This is a genomic window from Bacteroides sp. ET71, from assembly GCF_023336905.1.
In the GTDB taxonomy this organism is placed as follows: domain Bacteria; phylum Bacteroidota; class Bacteroidia; order Bacteroidales; family Bacteroidaceae; genus Bacteroides.
In genome coordinates, this window is sequence record NZ_JAMBLS010000037.1 from 1 (window position 1) to 20302 (window position 20302).

General features: G+C 44.2%; 14 protein-coding genes and 2 tRNA genes. 12 read left to right on the top strand and 4 right to left on the bottom strand.

The genetic code is table 11. The annotated features are described in order from the left end of the window. Positions 1 to 22 precede the first annotated feature (22 nt). Together M3090_RS13495 and M3090_RS13500 are read right to left on the bottom strand one after the other, a co-directional pair. Complete coding sequence (locus tag M3090_RS13495) at positions 23 to 1666, bottom strand: OmpP1/FadL family transporter (RefSeq protein ID WP_249057158.1); 1644 nt, start codon at positions 1664 to 1666, stop codon at positions 23 to 25. Positions 1667 to 1693: 27 nt separating this feature from the next. Beyond that, on the bottom strand, positions 1694 to 3031 hold the full coding sequence (locus M3090_RS13500) for a hypothetical protein (protein ID WP_249057161.1): 1338 nt from the start codon (positions 3029 to 3031) through the stop codon (positions 1694 to 1696). A gap of 121 nt (positions 3032 to 3152) precedes the next feature. Here M3090_RS13500 and prmA point away from each other — a divergent pair, with 121 nt between their 5' ends. Continuing rightward, a complete protein-coding gene (gene prmA, locus M3090_RS13505) occupies positions 3153 to 4001 on the top strand; it encodes a 50S ribosomal protein L11 methyltransferase (protein WP_249057163.1) in 849 nt (282 codons plus the stop codon). Between the two features lie 68 nt (positions 4002 to 4069). On the opposite strand, the gene M3090_RS13510 is transcribed toward prmA, so the two are convergent. Continuing rightward, a complete protein-coding gene (locus M3090_RS13510) occupies positions 4070 to 4984 on the bottom strand; it encodes a DUF6266 family protein (RefSeq protein WP_249057164.1) in 915 nt (304 codons plus the stop codon). Between the two features lie 673 nt (positions 4985 to 5657). Between M3090_RS13510 and M3090_RS13515 the strand changes: the two genes are divergently transcribed. The 11 genes from M3090_RS13515 to M3090_RS13565 all read left to right on the top strand — a co-directional run bounded on the left by M3090_RS13515 (position 5658) and on the right by M3090_RS13565 (position 19393). After that, positions 5658 to 7007, top strand: a complete 1350-nt coding sequence (locus M3090_RS13515) for a Na(+)-translocating NADH-quinone reductase subunit A (protein ID WP_249057165.1) — start codon at positions 5658 to 5660, stop codon at positions 7005 to 7007. A 45-nt stretch (positions 7008 to 7052) separates the two neighbouring features. Beyond that, the gene (locus tag M3090_RS13520; RefSeq protein WP_249057167.1) at positions 7053 to 8225 is read left to right on the top strand and encodes an NADH:ubiquinone reductase (Na(+)-transporting) subunit B; all 1173 of its coding nucleotides are present in this window, start codon (positions 7053 to 7055) and stop codon (positions 8223 to 8225) included. An 18-nt stretch (positions 8226 to 8243) separates the two neighbouring features. Further along, the gene (locus M3090_RS13525) at positions 8244 to 8933 is read left to right on the top strand and encodes a Na(+)-translocating NADH-quinone reductase subunit C (protein WP_249057169.1); all 690 of its coding nucleotides are present in this window, start codon (positions 8244 to 8246) and stop codon (positions 8931 to 8933) included. Between the two features lie 5 nt (positions 8934 to 8938). Continuing rightward, positions 8939 to 9574, top strand: a complete 636-nt coding sequence (locus M3090_RS13530) for an NADH:ubiquinone reductase (Na(+)-transporting) subunit D (RefSeq protein ID WP_249057171.1) — start codon at positions 8939 to 8941, stop codon at positions 9572 to 9574. A gap of 33 nt (positions 9575 to 9607) precedes the next feature. Next, positions 9608 to 10234 carry an NADH:ubiquinone reductase (Na(+)-transporting) subunit E gene (gene nqrE, locus M3090_RS13535; RefSeq protein WP_249057173.1) on the top strand — a complete coding sequence of 209 codons (627 nt, stop codon included), beginning with the start codon at positions 9608 to 9610 and terminating at the stop codon, positions 10232 to 10234. 24 nt (positions 10235 to 10258) lie between these two features. Further along, positions 10259 to 11530, top strand: coding sequence for an NADH:ubiquinone reductase (Na(+)-transporting) subunit F (nqrF, locus tag M3090_RS13540; RefSeq protein WP_249057177.1), 1272 nt, complete (start codon positions 10259 to 10261; stop codon positions 11528 to 11530). A gap of 436 nt (positions 11531 to 11966) precedes the next feature. Beyond that, complete coding sequence (locus M3090_RS13545; RefSeq protein WP_249057179.1) at positions 11967 to 14489, top strand: ATP-dependent Clp protease ATP-binding subunit; 2523 nt, start codon at positions 11967 to 11969, stop codon at positions 14487 to 14489. Between the two features lie 109 nt (positions 14490 to 14598). Next, positions 14599 to 16650 carry a molecular chaperone HtpG gene (gene htpG / locus M3090_RS13550; protein WP_249057180.1) on the top strand — a complete coding sequence of 684 codons (2052 nt, stop codon included), beginning with the start codon at positions 14599 to 14601 and terminating at the stop codon, positions 16648 to 16650. A 159-nt stretch (positions 16651 to 16809) separates the two neighbouring features. Continuing rightward, a complete protein-coding gene (locus M3090_RS13555) occupies positions 16810 to 19128 on the top strand; it encodes a patatin-like phospholipase family protein (protein WP_249057182.1) in 2319 nt (772 codons plus the stop codon). Positions 19129 to 19221: 93 nt separating this feature from the next. Further along, positions 19222 to 19295, top strand: a tRNA-Arg gene (locus M3090_RS13560). Positions 19296 to 19319: 24 nt separating this feature from the next. Beyond that, positions 19320 to 19393 (top strand) — tRNA-Arg (locus tag M3090_RS13565). A gap of 59 nt (positions 19394 to 19452) precedes the next feature. Here M3090_RS13565 and M3090_RS13570 read toward each other — a convergent pair. Beyond that, positions 19453 to 20079 (bottom strand): HU family DNA-binding protein, encoded by a 627-nt coding sequence (locus tag M3090_RS13570; protein ID WP_249057184.1) that lies wholly within the window; start codon positions 20077 to 20079, stop codon positions 19453 to 19455. Positions 20080 to 20302: the final 223 nt, after the last annotated feature.

Sequence of the window (20302 nt, forward strand, 5' to 3'; positions counted from 1 at the left end):
AGTTATATCGAACTCACGTTAATTAGAAGCGAAAACCTAAAGTCAGGAGTACCTGGCTACGTGTATTGGTTACTTTGGTAGCCTGAGGAGTAACTATAAATGCGTTTTGATTTCCGGTGATAACATAATTATATGTCGCGTCTTCACACATTTCGTTGAAGAAAGGATAGAAGTCTGACTTGTAGCTCAGGTATTTGTAGGCCAGGTCCATGTAGAAGGATGACCACCGATAGCCGAGACCTACGGTAAACGTATTCATCGACTGGCTGTTGGCATAGTCTGTATCTGTGTCGATTGCGTTGGTGGGTAGGTATTTTAAGGCACCGTCTGTGTATGCCGCCGTCGAATAATTGTATCCTGCCCGCAAGGAGAAGGCAGGCGTGGGTTTGTATTCCGCTCCCACACGAAGGGTATGCACGGCTTTCAGATTGGCTTTCACTTCGGCATTTTCTTGCTCCATGTCCCCTCCTTCGGGGTATTTGAATTTCATCGAAGAATAGTTCTCGTATTCATATTCTGCCCCCAAGGCCAAATCTGTGCCTATGGTATAGCCCAGGCTGGCATTGAGCAGCCACGGCGTCTGTAGGTTGAAGTCGCGGTCCATGTCGCGGCCACCCAGGATGTCGTAGGTATCTACCGTAATGCGCTCCATAGATTCTTCGTTATTATCGTTTGTCAGCAACAGGTCGCTTGTCAGCAGTGCACCTGTCGTATAGGTTAAACTATAAAACGTAGGGGTATGTACCGCCAACCCAATGCGTAAAGGCGAATATTCGAAAGGACGGATAATGGCTCCCAACTTGACATTGAAGCCGGAACCGTGGATGCGCTTGAAAGTTTCTAAACCGTAGCCTTCGCCATTTTCATAGCTTTCGTCATAGAGGGAGTACTTATTATAATCCACATCATACAGCCCTACGGTAAATCCGAAATAGAAACGGTCGTTGACGTTAAGAGACAAGTTGATGTCATATTGGTCTATTCCTCCCCGTTCTTCCGAGTGGAAATAACTATTGGCTTCTGAGGGGACAATGGGGTAGAAAAAATCCCCTGTCGTGTTTGTTTCCGTCAGGAATCCTTGATAGCCGATAGCCCCCAACCATCCGGCATCGCCATTATAATAAATGTCAGTCGAGCCGAAGTCCATATTCCCATAGTTGGCATCCGTGGCCTGCTGCGCCATGTAGCGCACTTGCGAGATGGGTGCCCACGTTCCGTCCGCCATGTCTATGCCTCCCATTAGCCCTTCCATTGTCATGTTTTTGTAAAAGGACTTTGTTTTATGATAATTAAAACCGAAGTTGACATAACGCAACGGGGTGACATTTCCAATCTTAGTTGCAATTACTGCGCCAATGTTGTCGAAATTCCATCTCGCTTTGTTCGTTTCGAATTTAGAGCCCAAGTAGTCACTTTCTGTTCCTGTAAGCGAATAACTGAAAGATGTCATCACATCATTGCTGCGATAAATGCCGATGCCTGCCGGGTTGGTGCCGATGGTAGAAATATCTCCACCCAGAGCACTCATCGCACCGCCCATACCCACAAAACGAGCCGTCCCATTTAAGTCTCTTTGAGTCAGATTTGTGGCATCGTATATAGTCTGTGTGTTTGCACTTATTGCCACGAGCAAAGTGCAAAACATTATTAATGTCTTTGTTTTCATAAACATCATGTCTTTGTTAATCGTTGTTTATCTTCGTCTGGAGCCTCCTCCGCTCGAACGGGAACCGCCGCTACTCCGCACTCCGCCTCCGGACGATCTGAATGAACTTCCGCCACCGGTAGAAAAGCTGGAACGAGAGCTGCTGCTTGAACGTGACGGCGTGCTATACGACCGTGTACTGCGATTAGAAGAGCTATTCATATAGTTACGTCTTGTCGACGAAGTGCTGGAACCCCGGTTATAAGTAGATGAGCTGCGTCTGACTGATGTGCTACCAGACGTAGAAGAGCGCCTTACGCTTGTTGTTCCCCTATTGATAGTGGATGAATTACTGGGTCGTGTGTAAGTCGTTGTTCTGCGTGTAGACGAGGATATTCCCGAGCGGGTAGTTGTCGCACCTCTCCGTGTAGAAGAAGAGCGGGTTCCAACGACACGTCGGTTAGTCCCGGAAGTAGAAGCCCTGCGGACAGAAGACGTGCGTCTCGAACTGCCTCCGTTGATGACGGAAGGCCGCCGTCCACCACCCGATGCTCCGCCGCGCACGTTATACGACCGGCGGGCGGTATAGGCGTTGCCCCACCGATGCGGATTGTGGTAAGCCCAACCAGGAGCCGGATGCCACGGATGATGCCAATAAGGCGGATGGTGCCATGCCCAGCTTCCACCCCAATACCATGGGTCATACCAGCCGTTCCATCCCCAATGCCAACCATAATAAGGATATCCCCACCAGCCGAAAGAATTGAAACGCCAGTCCCACCACAGGGGATTGGAGAATGTCGGGAATGCATAGGCATAGAAGCCATCTGTGTAAACATTCCAGTCCCATGTGTTCAGTCCATAGACAACATCGAAATAAATGGGGCTGCTGATGCTGATGGCATAGCGGGGATTGCGGAAGCGGATGATGCGGGTGGCATACTCGTAGTCGTCGGCCGAACCGTTGAACTCTCCTCCTACCCATTCGCCCTTCAATCCGTCATTCTTCCGTTCATCAATGTAAAGAGTGTCATTCTGAGTAGAAAATTCATAGTCGGACGCATCATAACGACGGTTGTACTCGTCGATGTCGCGTGCGTTGCCCTTAGTGTCACGCACTACAACAGTAGTGGAACTGTTGTTGCTATGAACACTCATCGGCGTGTTTGATTTTACGACTATTTCATCGGAAGGTGTCAGCACAACCGTTTCCCGGAGCGGTGTTTCCGTCAGCACGGCCGTCTCTTCGAGCGGTTTTTCCGTATGTTTTTTTTCAGCCTTTTCTTTCTTGGAAGGCACATAGTAAAGGTCGTCCACCACGCTTTGCGCAGCCAACGCCCAAGGCAGGCACAGAGCCACAAGCGATAAAAAAACAATCTTTTTCATACCTTTCTGTGTTATAGATTCAAACTATCTGATTACTTTTGTATAACCTTTAGACAAAGATAGTAATAAAAGGTTTAATTCCGATGGAATAGCTGTGTATTTAACAAACAATCATACTACAATGAAATATTTAGAGTTTATATTTACTGCCGAACCGCCAAGTCAAACCGTTCGGGATGTGCTTTGCGCCGTGTTGGCCGACGCCGGATTTGAAAGTTTCGTGGAACAGGACGGGGGCTCTTTGGCCGCTTATATCCAGGCCGGTGCCTACCGGGAAGATGCTCTGGAAACGGCTCTTGCCGATTTTCCCCTGCCGGATGTCCGCATCGCTTACACTGCCTGCGAAGTAGAGGATAAGGATTGGAATGAGGAATGGGAGAAGAATTTCTTCCAGCCCATTGTTATTGGCGGCAACCGGTGCGTGGTGCACAGTACGTTTCACCAAGATGTCCCGCAGGCCGAATATGACATTGTCATCAATCCGCAGATGGCGTTCGGGACGGGGCATCACGAGACGACCAGCCTCATGATGGGAGCTCTTTTGGAGGACGACCTGAGCGGCCGGCATGTGTTGGACATGGGGTGTGGTACATCCATCCTGGCCATCTTGGCACGGATGCGCGGGGCGGCCCGTTGTACGGCGGTGGACATCGACGAATGGTGTGTGCGCAATTCGCAGGAAAACATTGCCTTGAACGGTGTCGATGGCATCGATGTCCGCCTGGGTGATGCCTCTGTCCTGAAAGATTTAGGCCCGTTTGATGCCGTCATTGCCAACATCAACCGCAATATCTTGTTGCAGGACATGCCTCTGTACGGAGAACGGATGACGCCGGGGGCTTCTCTCTATCTGAGCGGGTTCTACACAGACGATGTTCCTTTGATACGGGAAGCCGGCGAACGATGCGGGTTCACTTTCCTCGGCTGCAAGGAAAAGAACCGCTGGGCCATGGTGAAGATGAGGAAATAATAAAACAGTATGGGGGTGTGCCGGTGCAATAACAACCGGCACACCCTCCATTTTTGTACGCTTTGGGATTAGCCGAAAGTGCCTTGTCCACTGTCGTCATCTTCTCCCGACGAAGCCCCTCCGCCCGTGGTTGCGTCGCCGGAAGTGCCGTCGGGCCGGATGAATACGGAGTTGGAGCCTCCGTAGGAGCGAGTGGCTGCGGCCAGCATGTCTGCCGAGGCGCGTTCTTCCAGCAGGTCGTTGTCTACCAGAAGCCGTTGCGAGCTGACGTGCGTCTTGCCGTCCACACTGCGGCTGTGCACCCAGGCCACTCCTGCTCCCGACAGAGCTGCGTCCGTGCCCAGCGTGCCGCTGACGGTGCTGAAGCCCGAGGCCGGGGCCACGCTGCGCAGCGTGGAGGTGTCGGCCGGGTCGAGGCAGACACGGATGGCGGACACGGTGATGTACGGGTATCCGTCCAGGCTGTCCTCTTCTTGCCGGAGCTTGAAGAAGGAAATCTGGTCACCGAAGCGGAAACCGCTGTTGTTCTGTACCACCGCTTGCGCGAACTCGGCGACGGTGGTGGCGTCGCCAATGGTCAGCGTGCCCAGCGCGATGTCGGTTGCGGGGGTTGCTCCGCTCACCTGGATGGATGGCAGTGAGCCTTGCGAGATGACATAGGGCGCCACAATCGCAGCACCCAGGCGGACTTCGTCTTTTTCGAGATACACCGGTGTGGAATTAAGGTTGATTCCCATGAACCGGTTGTAGTCCGTTTGTCCGCCGGACTTGTTTTCAAAGCAGTCCTTCATGTAGGGCTGCAGCACTTTGTACACGGCCAATACGTTCGGCCATTTCATACGTTGCATCATTTGTGCATCCGTTCGCGGGTTCTTCGTTGAGGTGGAGACGCCGCGTATTATCTGTTGTCCACCCCGGACAAAGTAGACTAAATCGCCTACTTTTCCGGCAACTTTGCGGATGATTCCGCTTCCTTTCGCCATAGAGGTTTAGATTTAGAAATTTATTACATTTGCAAAGATACTGTCTTTTTCGATAAATTCCAAATTTTCCATTAACTTTTTTCTGCATTTTATATAAAATAGGGTGTTTTATTATTGGATTCCTTATTCAGAGCGGGCGCAAAGGGGATGTGCCAAGATAAAGAACGTTCATCATTCTTTTCTCCGTCGTTTTCCGGCCGTATGAAAAGGGTATGTTTCTCCTATTTTGAAAGAGAGAGATAAGAGAGGGATAAGAGAGGGATAAGAGAGGGATAACGGAGGGATAAGAGAGGGATAACGGAGGGATAAGAGAGGGATAACGGAGGGATGACGGACTTGAAGGAGCAATGAAGGAGGGAAAAGCAGGGAAATCGGGGAATTTCTTCCGAAGCATGGCAGCCCATTTTGAGGCAGTCTCTTTCAGGTTTTAGTACGGCGCGTCCATGGGGACTTTATGGCAATCTATGGGATTGAAATTAAATTTTCCTTTTTCAGTCACTCATTTGTCTTTTTTTGTTATTTTTGCGGTCGTTTAGAATCTGTTTAAGAACTGCTTTCTCAGCCATCTCCATGTACCCTTCCGGCGTATGGGCATGACGGTGGAAATGGGAATTTAAACAGGCTCGCAGAGATTTCATGGTTTGGGAAATTTCATATTTTTAAACTAACATACATGGCAAATGTAATCAAATTACGCAAAGGCCTCGACATTAGCCTGAAAGGCAAACCCTCGCAAGAGTGGCTGAAGGTGAAGGACCCCGGCTTCTATTCGCTGGTGCCCGATGATTTCACCGGCGTCACTCCCAAAGTGGTGGTGAAGGAACAGGAATATGTGATGGCCGGGGGACCCTTGTTCATCGACAAGAACCATCCCGAATTGAAATTCGTTTCGCCGGTCAGCGGCGTGGTCACCAGTGTAGAGCGCGGTGCACGGCGCAAAGTCTTGAACATCGTGGTGGAAGCCGCTGCCGAACAGGACTATGAGGAGTTCGGCACCATGAACCCGGCACAAATGACAGGCGAGGAAGTCAAGCAGGCCCTGCTCAACGCAGGCTTGTTCGCCTTCGTCCGGCAACGTCCCTACGACGTCATTGCCGACCCCACGGTGCAGCCCAAGGCCATTTTCGTGTCGGCTTTCGACAGCAGTCCCTTGGCGCCCGATTTCGAATTTGTATTGAAAGGTGAGGAAAAGAATTTCCAAACAGGTCTCACGGCCTTGTCGAAGATGGCAAAGACGTATCTCAACATCCGCGCCGGCCAGACAAGCAAGGCCCTGACAGATGCGAAAGACGTGGTTGTCACGGCTTTCGACGGTCCCCATCCCGCAGGCAACGTGGGCGTACAAATCAACCACCTCTCCCCCATCGTGAAAGGTGAAACCGTGTGGACAATCGGTGCGGAAGCGGTCATCTTCATCGGCCGTCTGATGAACACCGGACGCATAGACATGACCCGGACAGTGGCCCTGACGGGCAGCGAAGTCCTGAAGCCGGCTTATTGCAAGCTGAAAGTAGGCGCCTTGCTGACCCATGTGTTCAAGGACAATGTGACGACCGGCAAGGATTTACGCTATATCAGCGGCAATGTACTGACCGGCAAGCAGGTGTCTCCCAACGGCTTCTTGGGCGCTTTCCACACGCAACTGAGCGTCATCCCGGAAGGCGACGAAATCCACGAGATGCTGGGATGGATCAAGCCGCGATTCAATCAGTTCAGCACCAGCCACTCTTACTTCTCCTGGCTGCTGGGCAAAAAGGAATATGTCATCGATGCCCGCGTGAAAGGCGGAGAACGGCACATGATCATGTCCAACGAATATGACCGTGTATTTCCCATGGACATATTCCCCGAATATTTGCTCAAAGCCATTATCGCCGGCGATATCGACCGCATGGAGGCGCTGGGCATCTACGAAGTGGCACCCGAGGACTTCGCATTGTGCGAATTCGTATGTTCGTCGAAGGTAGAAGTGCAACGCATCGTAAGGGCCGGACTGGACATGCTCCGTGCAGAAATGTCCTGATGCACACAATGTTAATCAATTACTATTATCATTCTATTTGAATCAATGAAAGCGTTAAGAAATTATCTCGACAAGATAAAGCCGAACTTTGAAGAGGGAGGCAAATATCACGCATTCCGGTCGGTATTCGAGGGGTTTGAAACGTTCCTGTTCGTGCCTAACACCACTTCGAAATCGGGGACGCACATCCATGACTCCATCGACAGCAAACGCATCATGTCGATAGTGGTCATCGCATTGATACCGGCTTTGTTGTTCGGCATGTATAACGTAGGCTACCAACATTTCCAGGCTACCCATACTCCGGGAGGATTCTGGGAACTGTTCGGTTACGGATTCCTGGCTGTACTGCCCAAGATTATCGTGTCCTATGTCGTAGGCCTGGGCATTGAGTTCGTCGTGGCTCAATGGAAGAAAGAAGAAATCCAGGAAGGGTTCCTCGTATCGGGCATCCTGATTCCCATGATTGTGCCTGTGGACTGCCCTTTGTGGATGTTGGCCATCGCGACAGCCTTCTCGGTCATATTTGCCAAGGAAGTGTTTGGCGGTACAGGCATGAATGTATTCAATGTGGCCCTCGTGACCCGTGCTTTCCTGTTCTTTGCCTATCCTACAAAGATGTCGGGCGACGCCGTGTGGGTATCTTCAGACAGCATCTTCGGCTTGGGACAAACCGTAGACGGGCTGACCGTAGCCACTCCGTTAGGCATTGCCAAGACTTCCGCCGCTGCTCCGGATTTCTCGTGGGGTATGGTGACGGGATTCATCCCGGGCTCCATTGGTGAGACCAGTGTCATTGCCATTGCCATCGGAGCTGTGATTCTGCTCTGGACGGGCATTGCCAGTTGGAAGACGATGTTTTCCGTATTTGTAGGCGGTGCATTGATGGCTTGGTTGTTCAATGTGGCAGGACCCGACACTGCTGTGGCCCAGATGCCTTGGTACGAACATCTCGTGCTGGGAGGCTTTTGTTTCGGAGCGGTATTCATGGCCACCGACCCTGTAACCTCGGCCCGGACGGAGACCGGCAAATACATTTATGGTTTCCTGATAGGCGCCATGGCCATTGTCATCCGCGTGCTCAATCCGGGGTATCCGGAAGGAATGATGCTGGCTATTCTGCTGATGAACATCTTCGCTCCGTTCATCGATTATTGTGTGGTTCAGCACAATATCAGTCGGCGTGAGAAAAGAGCTGCATTAAAGTCGAACGATTAAAATGATGAATTGAAGATTATGAACACTAACAGCAACACTTATACCATCATCTATGCCTCGGTCATGGTCATCATCGTGGCCTTCTTGCTGGCTTTCGTCAGTTCGTCTTTAAGAGACAGACAGGGCAAAAATGTGGAAATGGACACCAAGAAGCAGATTCTGGCGGCTCTGAATATCCGAAACGTTGAAGATGCCGAAGCAGAATATAATAAGTATATAACAGACGACATGTTGATGCAGCCAGACGGCTCGCTGGCAAAAAACACAGGCGACTTTGCCACCTCGTATGAAAAAGAGGTCAAAGAAAATAATCGCCTGCACATCTTTGTGGCCAACGTGGACGGGCAGACTAAATATGTATTTCCGGTCTATGGCGTAGGCTTGTGGGGAGCCATCTGGGGCTATGTCGCTCTTAACGAAGACAAAAACACGGTGTATGGAGTCTATTTCTCTCATGCCAGCGAGACGCCGGGGTTGGGCGCCGAAATCGCCAGCGAAGCTTTCCAAGGAGAGTTTCCCGGACGTAAAACTCTGGAAAACGGAGAAATCGCACTGAATGTTGTCAAAAACGGGAAGGTTTCCAATTCGGAATACGAGGTAGACGGCATATCGGGAGGCACTATCACATCTGTGGCCGTTGGCAATATGCTCAAAACATGTTTGGGCAATTATAAAGTATTTCTAACCCTTAAAGATACGGAGGAATAAAAGGTATGGGACAATTATTCTCTAAGAAAAATAAAGAGGTTTTCTCGACCCCTATCAGCATGAACAACCCTGTCACCGTGCAGGTGCTGGGCATCTGCTCGGCATTGGCTGTTACGGCAAAGCTCGAGCCAGCCATCGTGATGGGATTGTCGGTAACGGTCATTACGGCGTTTTCCAACGTGGTCATCTCGCTGTTGCGCAAAACCATCCCCAATCGTATTCGTATCATTGTGCAACTTGTGGTAGTGGCCGCATTGGTAACGGTAGTTAGCGAAGTGCTCAAAGCATTTGCTTATGATGTGAGCGTTCAGCTTTCGGTTTATGTGGGGCTTATCATTACCAACTGTATCCTGATGGGACGATTGGAAGCTTTTGCCATGCAGAATGCTCCTTGGGAATCGTTTCTTGACGGTTTGGGAAATGGCTTGGGATATGCCAAGATTTTGGTTATCGTAGCTTTCATCCGCGAGCTATTGGGTTCTGGCACCTTGTTGGGATTCAATATCCTGAACTATGAACCCATCCAGAAAGCTGGTTATGTGAACAACGGACTGATGCTGATGCCTCCTATGGCACTTATCATATTGGCTTGTTTGATATGGTATCAGCGCTCTCGTCACAAAGAGTTGCAAGAAAAGTAATCATTTACTGCTATACATTAATATATAACATCTATGGAAGATTTCTTTAGTTTATTAGTCCGCTCTATTTTTGTGGACAATATGATATTCGCCTTCTTCCTTGGCATGTGTTCATATTTGGCGGTGTCAAAGAATGTGAAGACAGCCGTAGGGTTAGGCATTGCCGTAACATTTGTGCTGGTAGTTACTCTACCTGTCAATTACTTGTTGCAAACCAAAGTGCTTGGCCCTAATGCGCTGATTGAAGGGGTAGATCTCAGTTTCCTCAGTTTCATCTTGTTTATTGCCATTATTGCCGGCATCACCCAGTTGGTGGAGATGGTGGTAGAGCGTTTCAGCCCCTCTCTTTATGCATCATTGGGCATATTCCTTCCGCTGATAGCTGTCAATTGTGCCATTATGGGCGCATCGCTTTTCATGCAGCAACGTATCAATCTGAATATGAGTGACCCCAAATATATCGGCGGAATAGCAGATGCCATCTCTTATGCTTTGGGTTCAGGCATCGGTTGGATGTTGGCAATTGTTGGACTGGCGGCTATTAGAGAAAAGATGGCTTATAGCAATGTGCCAGCCCCTCTACGTGGATTGGGTATCACCTTCATCACGGTGGGATTGATGGCCATGGCCTTTATGTGTTTCTCTGGGTTGAACATCTAAAAAAGAAAGGAGTAAGTAAAACTTATGGATACAAAACTGATTTTGGCCAGCATGGCTGTATTCCTCATTGTAACGCTCTTGCTCGTGATTATCTTGCTGGTAGCTAAGAAATTCTTAGTGCCAAGTGGTAATGTCAAATTGACGATTAATGGTGATCGTGTACTTGATGTGGCATCAGGAGGAACATTGTTGAATACATTGGCGGTTAATGGTATTTACTTGTCTTCAGCATGTGGTGGCAAAGGCTCGTGTGGCCAATGCAAGTGCCAGGTTTTGGATGGTGGTGGTGAAATCCTGCCATCGGAAACGCCGCATTTCAGCCGTAAACAGATACAGGATCATTGGCGCTTGGGATGCCAAGTTAAGGTTAAAAATGATATGGCGCTGAAGGTGTCCGAAAGTGTACTTGGGGTTAAAGAATGGCAATGTGAGGTCATTTCAAACAAAAATGTTGCTACCTTCATTAAAGAGTTTATCGTAGCATTGCCACCGGGTGAACATATGGATTTTATACCGGGTTCGTATGCACAAATAAAAATTCCTAAGTATGAAATGGACTACGATAAGGATATAGATAAGAATTTAATAGGTGAGGAATACTTACCTGCTTGGCAAAAGTTCGGACTATTTGGCCTTAAATGTCGCAATGATGAAGAAACTGTACGAGCATACTCCATGGCAAACTATCCGGCAGAAGGAGATCGCATTATGCTCACTGTGCGTATTGCAACACCTCCATTTAAGCCGAAACCTCAGATTGGTTTTCAAGATGTTATGCCTGGCATTGCTTCGTCTTACATATTTACTCTTAAACCAGGAGATAAAGTTACGATGAGCGGTCCTTATGGAGACTTCCACCCTATCTTTAATTCCAAGCGTGAGATGATGTGGATTGGTGGTGGAGCAGGTATGGCTCCATTGCGAGCCCAGATTATGCACATGACGCGTACACTCCATACTACGGATCGTAAAATGTCGTATTTCTATGGAGCGCGTGCATTAAACGAGGTATTTTACTTACAAGATTTCTTACAGCTAGAGAAAGATTTTCCCAATTTTAGCTTTCATCTAGCTCTTGACCGTCCAGATCCGGCTGCCGATGCTGCTGGCATCAAATATACGCCTGGTTTTGTACATCAATGCATTTATGATACCTATCTTAAGGATCATGAGGCTCCAGAGGACATTGAATATTATATGTGTGGACCTGGTCCTATGTCACGGGCTGTGGAACAAATGTTGGATAGCCTAGGTGTGCCAATGAGTAACTTGATGTTTGACAATTTTGGCGGATAAAAGTTGATGTAATAAATTGAAAATTGTTTATTCTTGAAAATAAGTTAAGATAGAGGTAAGCTTGTGTTATGCATGCTTACCTCTATTGTTGTGTATAGCCCTTTGCTTTTTAGAGCCGTCGTACATTTGTACGTTTAAAAATCGTTCTTTCTGTCATGTTGAGCAAGCGAAGCGGAGTCGAAACATCTCCCTAATACTTTCAGGCGCGTAGTGAGGTCCCTCAATCCCCCTTTTACCTCCCCCAACAACGCTCGGGATGACATGAACATGAATTTTAAACGAACTTATAGTTCTTTTGAACTGATAAGCTTGTTATAGTAATCTATAGAATTCGTGGCATAATATTTGTAAGAAAAGAATGGTAAATGATACATAATCAAATATTATTGTTATCTTTGCCGATGGATAACTCAAGATTAAGGAGAATCAAAAACACATGGACAATCAATTTTCACAACGAGTTTCAGATATTATTGTATATAGTAAGCAAGAAGCCAATCGTTTAAAAAATAAATCAATTGGCCCGGAACATCTTTTATTAGGAATGTTACGAGAAGGTAACGGTAAAGCCATTGATATTCTAGGGGCACTTGGTGTGAATCTTTCTGTTATAAAAAAACGTATTGAGGATTATTTACAAATGCAAGCAGATGATTCAATGTCGTCTAATGCAGATATTCCTTTGTCGCCAATAGCAGCACGAATTTTGAAAATTTGTGTACTTGAGGCACGGTTGCTAAAAAGTTCTTCTGTGGGTACTGAACATCTTTTGCTAGCCATTTTGAAAGATGATGATAATTGGGCTGCCAATGTATTAAAAGATAATAATGTAGGTTATCAGTCTGTATTTGATCTTGTCTCTATGAAGTCAGCCAATCCACATGCAGGTATGGGCTTCTCGGAAGAAGATGAAGAAGATGAAATGGATAATTTATCACAACGTAAAGAATCGCAAAGACAGGCTAAAGGATTCACGCAAACGGCAGCTCATCGTTCTGACAATGATACTCCAGTGCTGGACAATTTCGGTACAGACATGACACGTGCAGCCGTAGAAGGACGTTTGGATCCTGTGGTTGGGCGTGAGCAAGAGATTGAACGAGTTGCTCAAATTTTAAGCCGGCGGAAAAAAAATAATCCTATGCTTATTGGTGAACCAGGTGTGGGAAAATCTGCTATTGTGGAAGGATTGGCTTTGCGCATTACGCAAAAAAAAGTGTCACGCGTACTTTTTGATAAACGAGTTGTAATGTTAGATATGGCTGCAGTTGTTGCAGGCACAAAATATCGTGGCCAGTTTGAAGAACGTTTACGCTCAATTATTAATGAATTGCAGAAGAACCCTAATGTGATTCTTTTTATTGACGAAATACACACAATTGTAGGTGCGGGAGCAGCGGCTGGTTCTATGGATGCAGCAAATATACTGAAGCCTGCTTTAGCTCGTGGAGAAATTCAATGTATTGGTGCAACTACTCTTGATGAATATAGAAAAAATATCGAAAAAGATGGTGCTTTGGAACGACGTTTTCAGAAAATAATTGTCGAGCCTACTACGGTTGACGAAACGTTACAGATTCTGAAAAACATTAAAGACAAATATGAGGAACATCATAATGTGACCTTTACGGATAATGCTCTGGAAGCGTGTGTGAGGTTAACAGAGCGATATATCACAGATCGCAGTTTCCCGGATAAGGCCATTGATGTTATGGATGAAGCCGGGTCACGTGTGCATTTGACGCATATTAGTGTTCCCAAAGAAATTGAAGAACAAGAAAAATGTTTAGAGGATACTCGGTTATATAAATCTGAAGCAGTAAAAGCTCAGAATTTCGAATTAGCAGCCAGTTACCGTGATAAGGAAAAAGAACTTGCGCAGCATCTGGAACAAATGAAAACTGAATGGGAGTCTCATGTGAGAGGAACTCGTCAGATTGTGAGTGAAGAGGAGATTGCTAATGTGGTCTCTATGATGTCAGGGATACCAGTGCAGCGCATGGCTGAAACTGAGGGTGTCAAATTGGCAGGAATGAAAGAGACTTTGAAAAAACAAATAATAGGTCAAGACGATGCTATTGATAAGGTTGTAAGGGCTATCTTGCGAAGCCGCGTAGGTTTGAAAGACCCCAATCGGCCTATTGGGACTTTTATGTTTTTAGGTCCGACAGGTGTTGGTAAAACTCACCTGGCTAAACAATTGGCTAAGTATATGTTTGGCTCTACCGATGCTTTGATACGCATAGATATGAGCGAATATATGGAAAAATATACAGTCTCACGCATGATTGGTGCTGCACCAGGATATGTCGGATATGAAGAAGGTGGGCAGTTAACTGAAAAAGTGAGACGTCATCCATATTCTATTATTTTGTTAGATGAGATTGAAAAAGCTCACCCTGATGTATTCAATATTCTTTTACAGGTATTAGATGAAGGACGCTTGACAGATAATAGTGGTCGTACTGTTGATTTTAAAAATACAATTATTATTTTGACTTCGAATATAGGTACACGTCAGTTAAAGGATTTTGGACGAGGTGTTGGATTCGTTGCTCAGAATCGTGGAGTAGAAGATAAAGCATATTCGCATAGTGTCATTCAAAAGGCATTAAATAAAACATTCTCCCCTGAATTTCTTAACCGATTAGATGAAATTATTACTTTCGATCAGCTTTCACTGGAAGCAATCACCCATATTGTGGAGCTTGAGTTGAGTGCTTTACTGGTTCGGATAGAATCTGTAGGTTATACATTAGAAATAAGCGAAGATGCAAAAACATTCTTGGCGATTAAGGGATATGATGTGCAATATGGTGCTCGTCCTTTACGACGGGCTATTCAGAATTATCTAGAAGATGGAATCTCGGAATTAATTGTATCTGGGAATGTAAAACCGGGAGATACGATACTAGTCTCTGTTGAAAAGGATATGCTGAATATTCAAAAGAAAATATAATTTGATCTCTCTTTGACATATTAAAGCGACAAAGTGTCAGTCCGTGAGGACTGGCACTTTTTTTGTCCCCTATATAGAGATTTGAATATACTAAAAATAGAAAATAGATATGCAAAAAGGAAACATTGGGGTAACAACAGAGAATATATTCCCCGTCATAAAAAAATTCTTGTATAGTGATCATGAAATTTTTCTTCGTGAGTTAGTGTCTAATGCCGTAGATGCTACACAAAAACTGAAAACTCTTGCCTCAATGGGAGATTTTAAAGGCGAACTAGGAGATTTGACTATACATGTCACCTTGGGCAAGGATACTATTACGGTGTCAGACCGGGGATTGGGATTGACAGCCGATGAAATTGATAAATATATTAATCAGATTGCATTTTCGGGTGCCAATGATTTTTTGGAGAAATATAAGAATGATGCCAATGCTATTATTGGACATTTTGGATTAGGCTTCTATTCGGCGTTTATGGTCGCTAAGAAGGTCGAAATCAGGACAAAGTCTTATAAGGATGATGCTAAAGCCGTACTTTGGTCATGCCAAGGGAGTCCAGAATTTACTTTGGAAGAAACAGAAAAATCAGATCGGGGAACAGATATTATTCTTTATATAGATGATGACTGTAAAGAATTTCTTGAAGAATCACGTATTTCTGCTCTTTTGAATAAATATTGTCGTTTTCTTCCTGTTCCAGTCGCTTTTGGAAAGAAAAAGGAATGGAAAGAAGGAAAAGAAATTGTGACAGATAAGGATAATATCATTAATGATACTACTCCGCTTTGGACGAAGAAGCCTAGTGAATTAACAGATGAAGATTATAAAAAGTTTTATCGCGAACTTTATCCCATGGCTGATGAGCCCTTGTTCTGGATTCATCTAAACGTGGATTATCCTTTTCATTTGACAGGAATATTGTATTTCCCTAAAGTGAAGAATAATATAGAATTGAGCAAGAATAAGATTCAACTTTATTGTAATCAAGTATATGTGACAGACTCAGTTGAAGGAATAGTCCCCGATTTCCTTACTTTATTGCATGGTGTATTGGATTCTCCGGATATTCCTTTGAATGTATCTCGTTCGTATCTACAAAGCGATTCAAACGTAAAGAAAATTTCTACGTATATCACGAAAAAGGTAGCAGATCGTCTGCAATCTATCTTTAAAAATAATCGTAAACAGTTTGAAGAGAAATGGGACGATTTAAAGATATTTATTGATTATGGGATGTTGACTCAGGAAGATTTCTATGATCGTGCCAAAGAGTTTGCTTTATTGGAAGATACTGATAAAAAATATTATACTTTCGACGAGTATAAGAACCTTGTCAAAGAAGAACAAACAGATAAAGATGGTACACTTATTTATCTGTATGCCAATAATGTGGATGAACAATACAGCTATATTGAAGCAGCTAAAAGCAAGGGCTATAATGTGCTTTTGATGAATGGGCAATTGGATGTGGCGATTGTGAATTTGTTGGAACAGAAATTAGAAAAATGCCGTTTTACGCGTGTAGATAGCGACATAATAGACAACCTCATTATGAAAGAGGATAAAAGAGGAGAAGCTTTGGACGCTGATAAGCAAGAAATACTTTCTGTTCTGTTCAAGAGCCAATTACCTCAAATCGGTAAAACTGAATTTCATATTACGGCTGAAAGTTTGGGAGAAAATGCGTTCCCAATTCTGATAACGCAGAGCGAATATATGCGACGTATGAAAGAAATGTCTAATATCCAGGCGGGTATGGGATTCTATGGCGAAATGCCAGACATGTTTAACCTCATTTTGAATTCTGATCATAAATTGCTGAAAGAGATTTTGGAAAGCGAAAGCAATGAATGTTCTGATTCCATTATTCCTATTCAAAAAGAATTAGACGAAACAGATAATCGTTGTAAGACTTTACGCAAAGCTCATGAAGGCAAAAAAGCAGAAGAGATTCCTGCAGGAGAAAATGATGAATTGAATGAGTTAGATAAGCGATTGACAACTTTGAAACAACAGAAAGAAACTATATTGAAAGAATTTGCTTCGAAGAATAAAGTCATTCGTCAACTTATTGATTTGGCATTGCTTCAGAATGGAATGTTGAAGGGAGAAGCGTTGAATAATTTCTTGAAACGAAGTATCGAATTAATAAATCAGTAATCGAAAAACGAAATTAAAGAAAGAAAACAAATTTTACTTTCTGATTTCATTAGTGTTAGGTCGGCACTATGCTCTATTTTAAGGCATAGTGCCGATTTTTTTGTTGATATGAAAAACATTTCCTACATTTGGATGTGAAACAGAATCTATGCGTATATTATGAAACAATCTTGTTCTTTCTTGATGATATTTATGTTGTGTGTGTGGCTTTTGCCAATACATGCTCAACGAGTGGGGCTTGTTCTTAGTGGTGGTGGAGCTAAAGGAATGACTCATATTGGCATTATCCGTGCATTGGAAGAGAATGGTATTCCTATTGATTATATAGCAGGGACTTCTATGGGAGCTATTATTGGCTCGCTTTATGCGATGGGGTATTCTCCGGATGATATGGAGGCTTTGCTTCGTTCGCCTGAATTTAAACGTTGGTATACTGGGACTGTAGAACCGAAATATGCCTATTATTTCAAGCAGAATAGACCAACTCCAGAACTACTCAGCTTAAATTTTGCCATAAAGGATTCAACAAGGTCTAAACCACAACTGAATATTCCTACAAGCATGGTAAACCCTATACAGATGAATGTCGTATTCACTGGGTTATTTGGTGAAGCGACAGCCGCTTGTGAGGGAGATTTTGATAATCTATTTATTCCATTTCGTTGTGTTGCCTCTGATGTTTACAACAAGAGAGCATTGGTAATGCGTAGTGGTGATTTAGGTGATGCTGTACGCGCTTCTATGAGTTTCCCATTTGTTTTTAAGCCCATTGAGGTGGATAGTGTATTAGCATATGACGGAGGAATTTACAATAACTTCCCGACAGATGTCATGCGAGAAGATTTTCATCCAGACATTATTATTGGTAGCGTGGTAGCTGGTAATCCTGGCAAACCTAAAGAAAGTAGTCTGATGAGTCAATTGGAAAATATGATTATGCAAAAAACAGATTACAGTATTCCGGAGGATGAAGGTATTGTAATGAATTTTAAGTTCAGCGATGTGAATTTGCTGGATTTTGATCGTTTAGACGAACTTCATAATATTGGATATCAACGTGCCATGAGCTTAATGGATTCAATCAAAGGGCGCATAAAAAGAAGAGTAGCACCAGAGAGCGTGCAATTACGTAGGGATATTTATCGCCGGAACTTGCCACCAATGCTTTTTCGCGATATTATTATCGAGGGAGCCAATTCACAACAACAAGTGTACATCAAGAAGGAATTTCAGGGAGATGAAAAAGATGGCACTTTTACATATGAGGATTTAAAACGTGGATACTTCCGGTTATTGGCTGACGATATGATTTCAGAAATTATTCCACATGCTGTATATAATAAGGGGGAAGGCTTATATGAATTGCATTTAAAGGTAAAGGTGGAAGATAACCTGACAGTCAGGCTAGGTGGAAATGTATCAACTTCTAGTTCTAATCAGATTTATCTGGGATTGGGATACCAAAATCTGAATTATTATTCTAAAGAGTTGTGGTTAGACGGGCAATTAGGCAAGATGTACAATAATGTGCAATTGATGGGTCGTATAGATTTGCCTACCCATATACCGACTTCGTATAGGTTTATAGCTTCTATCAGCACGTTCGACTATTATAAGAAAGAGAAACTATTCTCGAAAAACGATAGGCCTTCGTTTAATTCTAAAGACGAACGTTTTGTCAAGTTGCTGGTCAGTTTACCTTTTTTGTCTAATAGGAAGGCTGAATTGGGTATTGGTTATGGTTATTTAGTCGACAATTATTTTCAGTCCAATGTCATTGATTTTGAGCGTGACCGTACAGACCGTACCTCTTATAATTTGTTCGGTGGTTCCATCGGTTTCTATGGAAGTACATTAAACAGTAAACAATATGCTACCCGTGGATATTATGAGCAACTGGTAGCTCAAGTGTATACGGGCAAGGAACATTTTACACCGGGAGTTAATTCGAATGAGATGGTATTTTCTTCGCCAATACATGCACGGCAGTCGTGGTTGCAAATTTCATACTTGAAAGAAGCCTATCATACGATGACGCCGCATTTTACGTTGGGATGGATGGTTAAGGCATTGTATTCGTCGAAAAATTTTTCGTCTAACTATACTGCTACAATGATGCAAGCAGGTGAGTTCTCGCCCACTCCACATAGTAAATTGATGTATAATGCTGCTTTTCGTGCCAATCAGTTCGTGGGTGCTGGCATTAAGCCGATTTTCCCAATCAACGACATGTTTCATATACGGACGGAAATATATGGGTTTATGCCGATTTTTCCTATTGAGCAAGATGAACAAAGGCAAGCTTGTTATGGGGAAGCATTTTCGAAAATAGAATATATGGCAGAAGCATCTGTCGTGTGCAGGTTACCTTTTGGTGCTATTGCTGCATATGTAAACCACTACAGTTCACCACGAAACGAATGGAATGTGGGATTGAGTATAGGATGGCAATTGTTCAATTATCGTTTCATTGAATAGACCATGATGATAAAAAATATATTTTTTCCTCGTAATCACTTGCAAATTCAAAAAATAGTCGTACCTTTGCACCCGTTAAATCAATAGAGACATGGTTCCTTAGCTCAACTGAATAGAGCATCTGACTACGGATCAGAAGGTTACAGGTTTGAATCCTGTAGGAATCACAAAGAGGTTAATAAAAAAGTTGGGGCTCCTTAGCTCAACTGAATAGAGCATCTGACTACGGATCAGAAGGTTACAGGTTTGAATCCTGTAGGAGTCACAAAAAAGCACTCATTTTATAAATGGGTGCTTTTTCGTTTACGCAGAAGCTTGTCGGTTTTAGTTTTTTCTTACATATACTTTGTGTGATCCCTTTCCGATGCTATCTATTCTGGATTGTGGATCGGCTTTCCAACGCCTTAGTTCTTGAGCCGCTGCATTACGCAATAAACCAGTCAGTCGGCAATAGTCAAGAACTGTGATAAATGGATGTGTCTCCAAATGTTTCAAAGCCTTCTGTAAACGTTCGTCAGGAGAGAAATTTTGTGATGAACGTTGAAACTTCTTTTTCGAACGATGGAGCGTACAATTCATTCCTGTTTTGATAATGAATTCTTTATCGGCCCGGAAATCAATGTTGTCTATGTATATAGACACGGAGTTTCGTTTCTGCCCACCTTCTTCGTTGCTTTCACGTTCAATTCCTTTTCGCAATCCCAGTGAGGGGGTGAATGTTCCTATACCATCGATTTTCACAGAACAACCTTCTCCCATGCGATAAGCTATCTCATCGGCCAAAGCAATGATCAGGCCTTTAATGTCGCCGGGCGAAAAGGTAGAAGTCTGGCTGATGGTTTTAGCGATGTCTTCTAAGTCTCGTTGTGTGTTGATAACCATTCGCGGGAAGAGTATCCGTTTTCCTTCTTCGTTAGGCAGGTTAGATTCCTGCATTTCGTATTCTGCCATAATTGTCTATGTATTAGTTTAGTTCTATCTCTAGGTTAAAGATGCACGTCTTTAGCCTAGAGATGTGTGTCTTTACGCTGAAGATGTGTATCTTTAGCGTAAAGATAGAACTTATTGTCCACATAAACAAGTTTTAAGTAGAATGGATGAAAAGTTTTCTGGTAGCTGATAGCATGTTAATCATGCCAACGATTGAGAAAGAAAATCAAGAAAGGGAAATTCA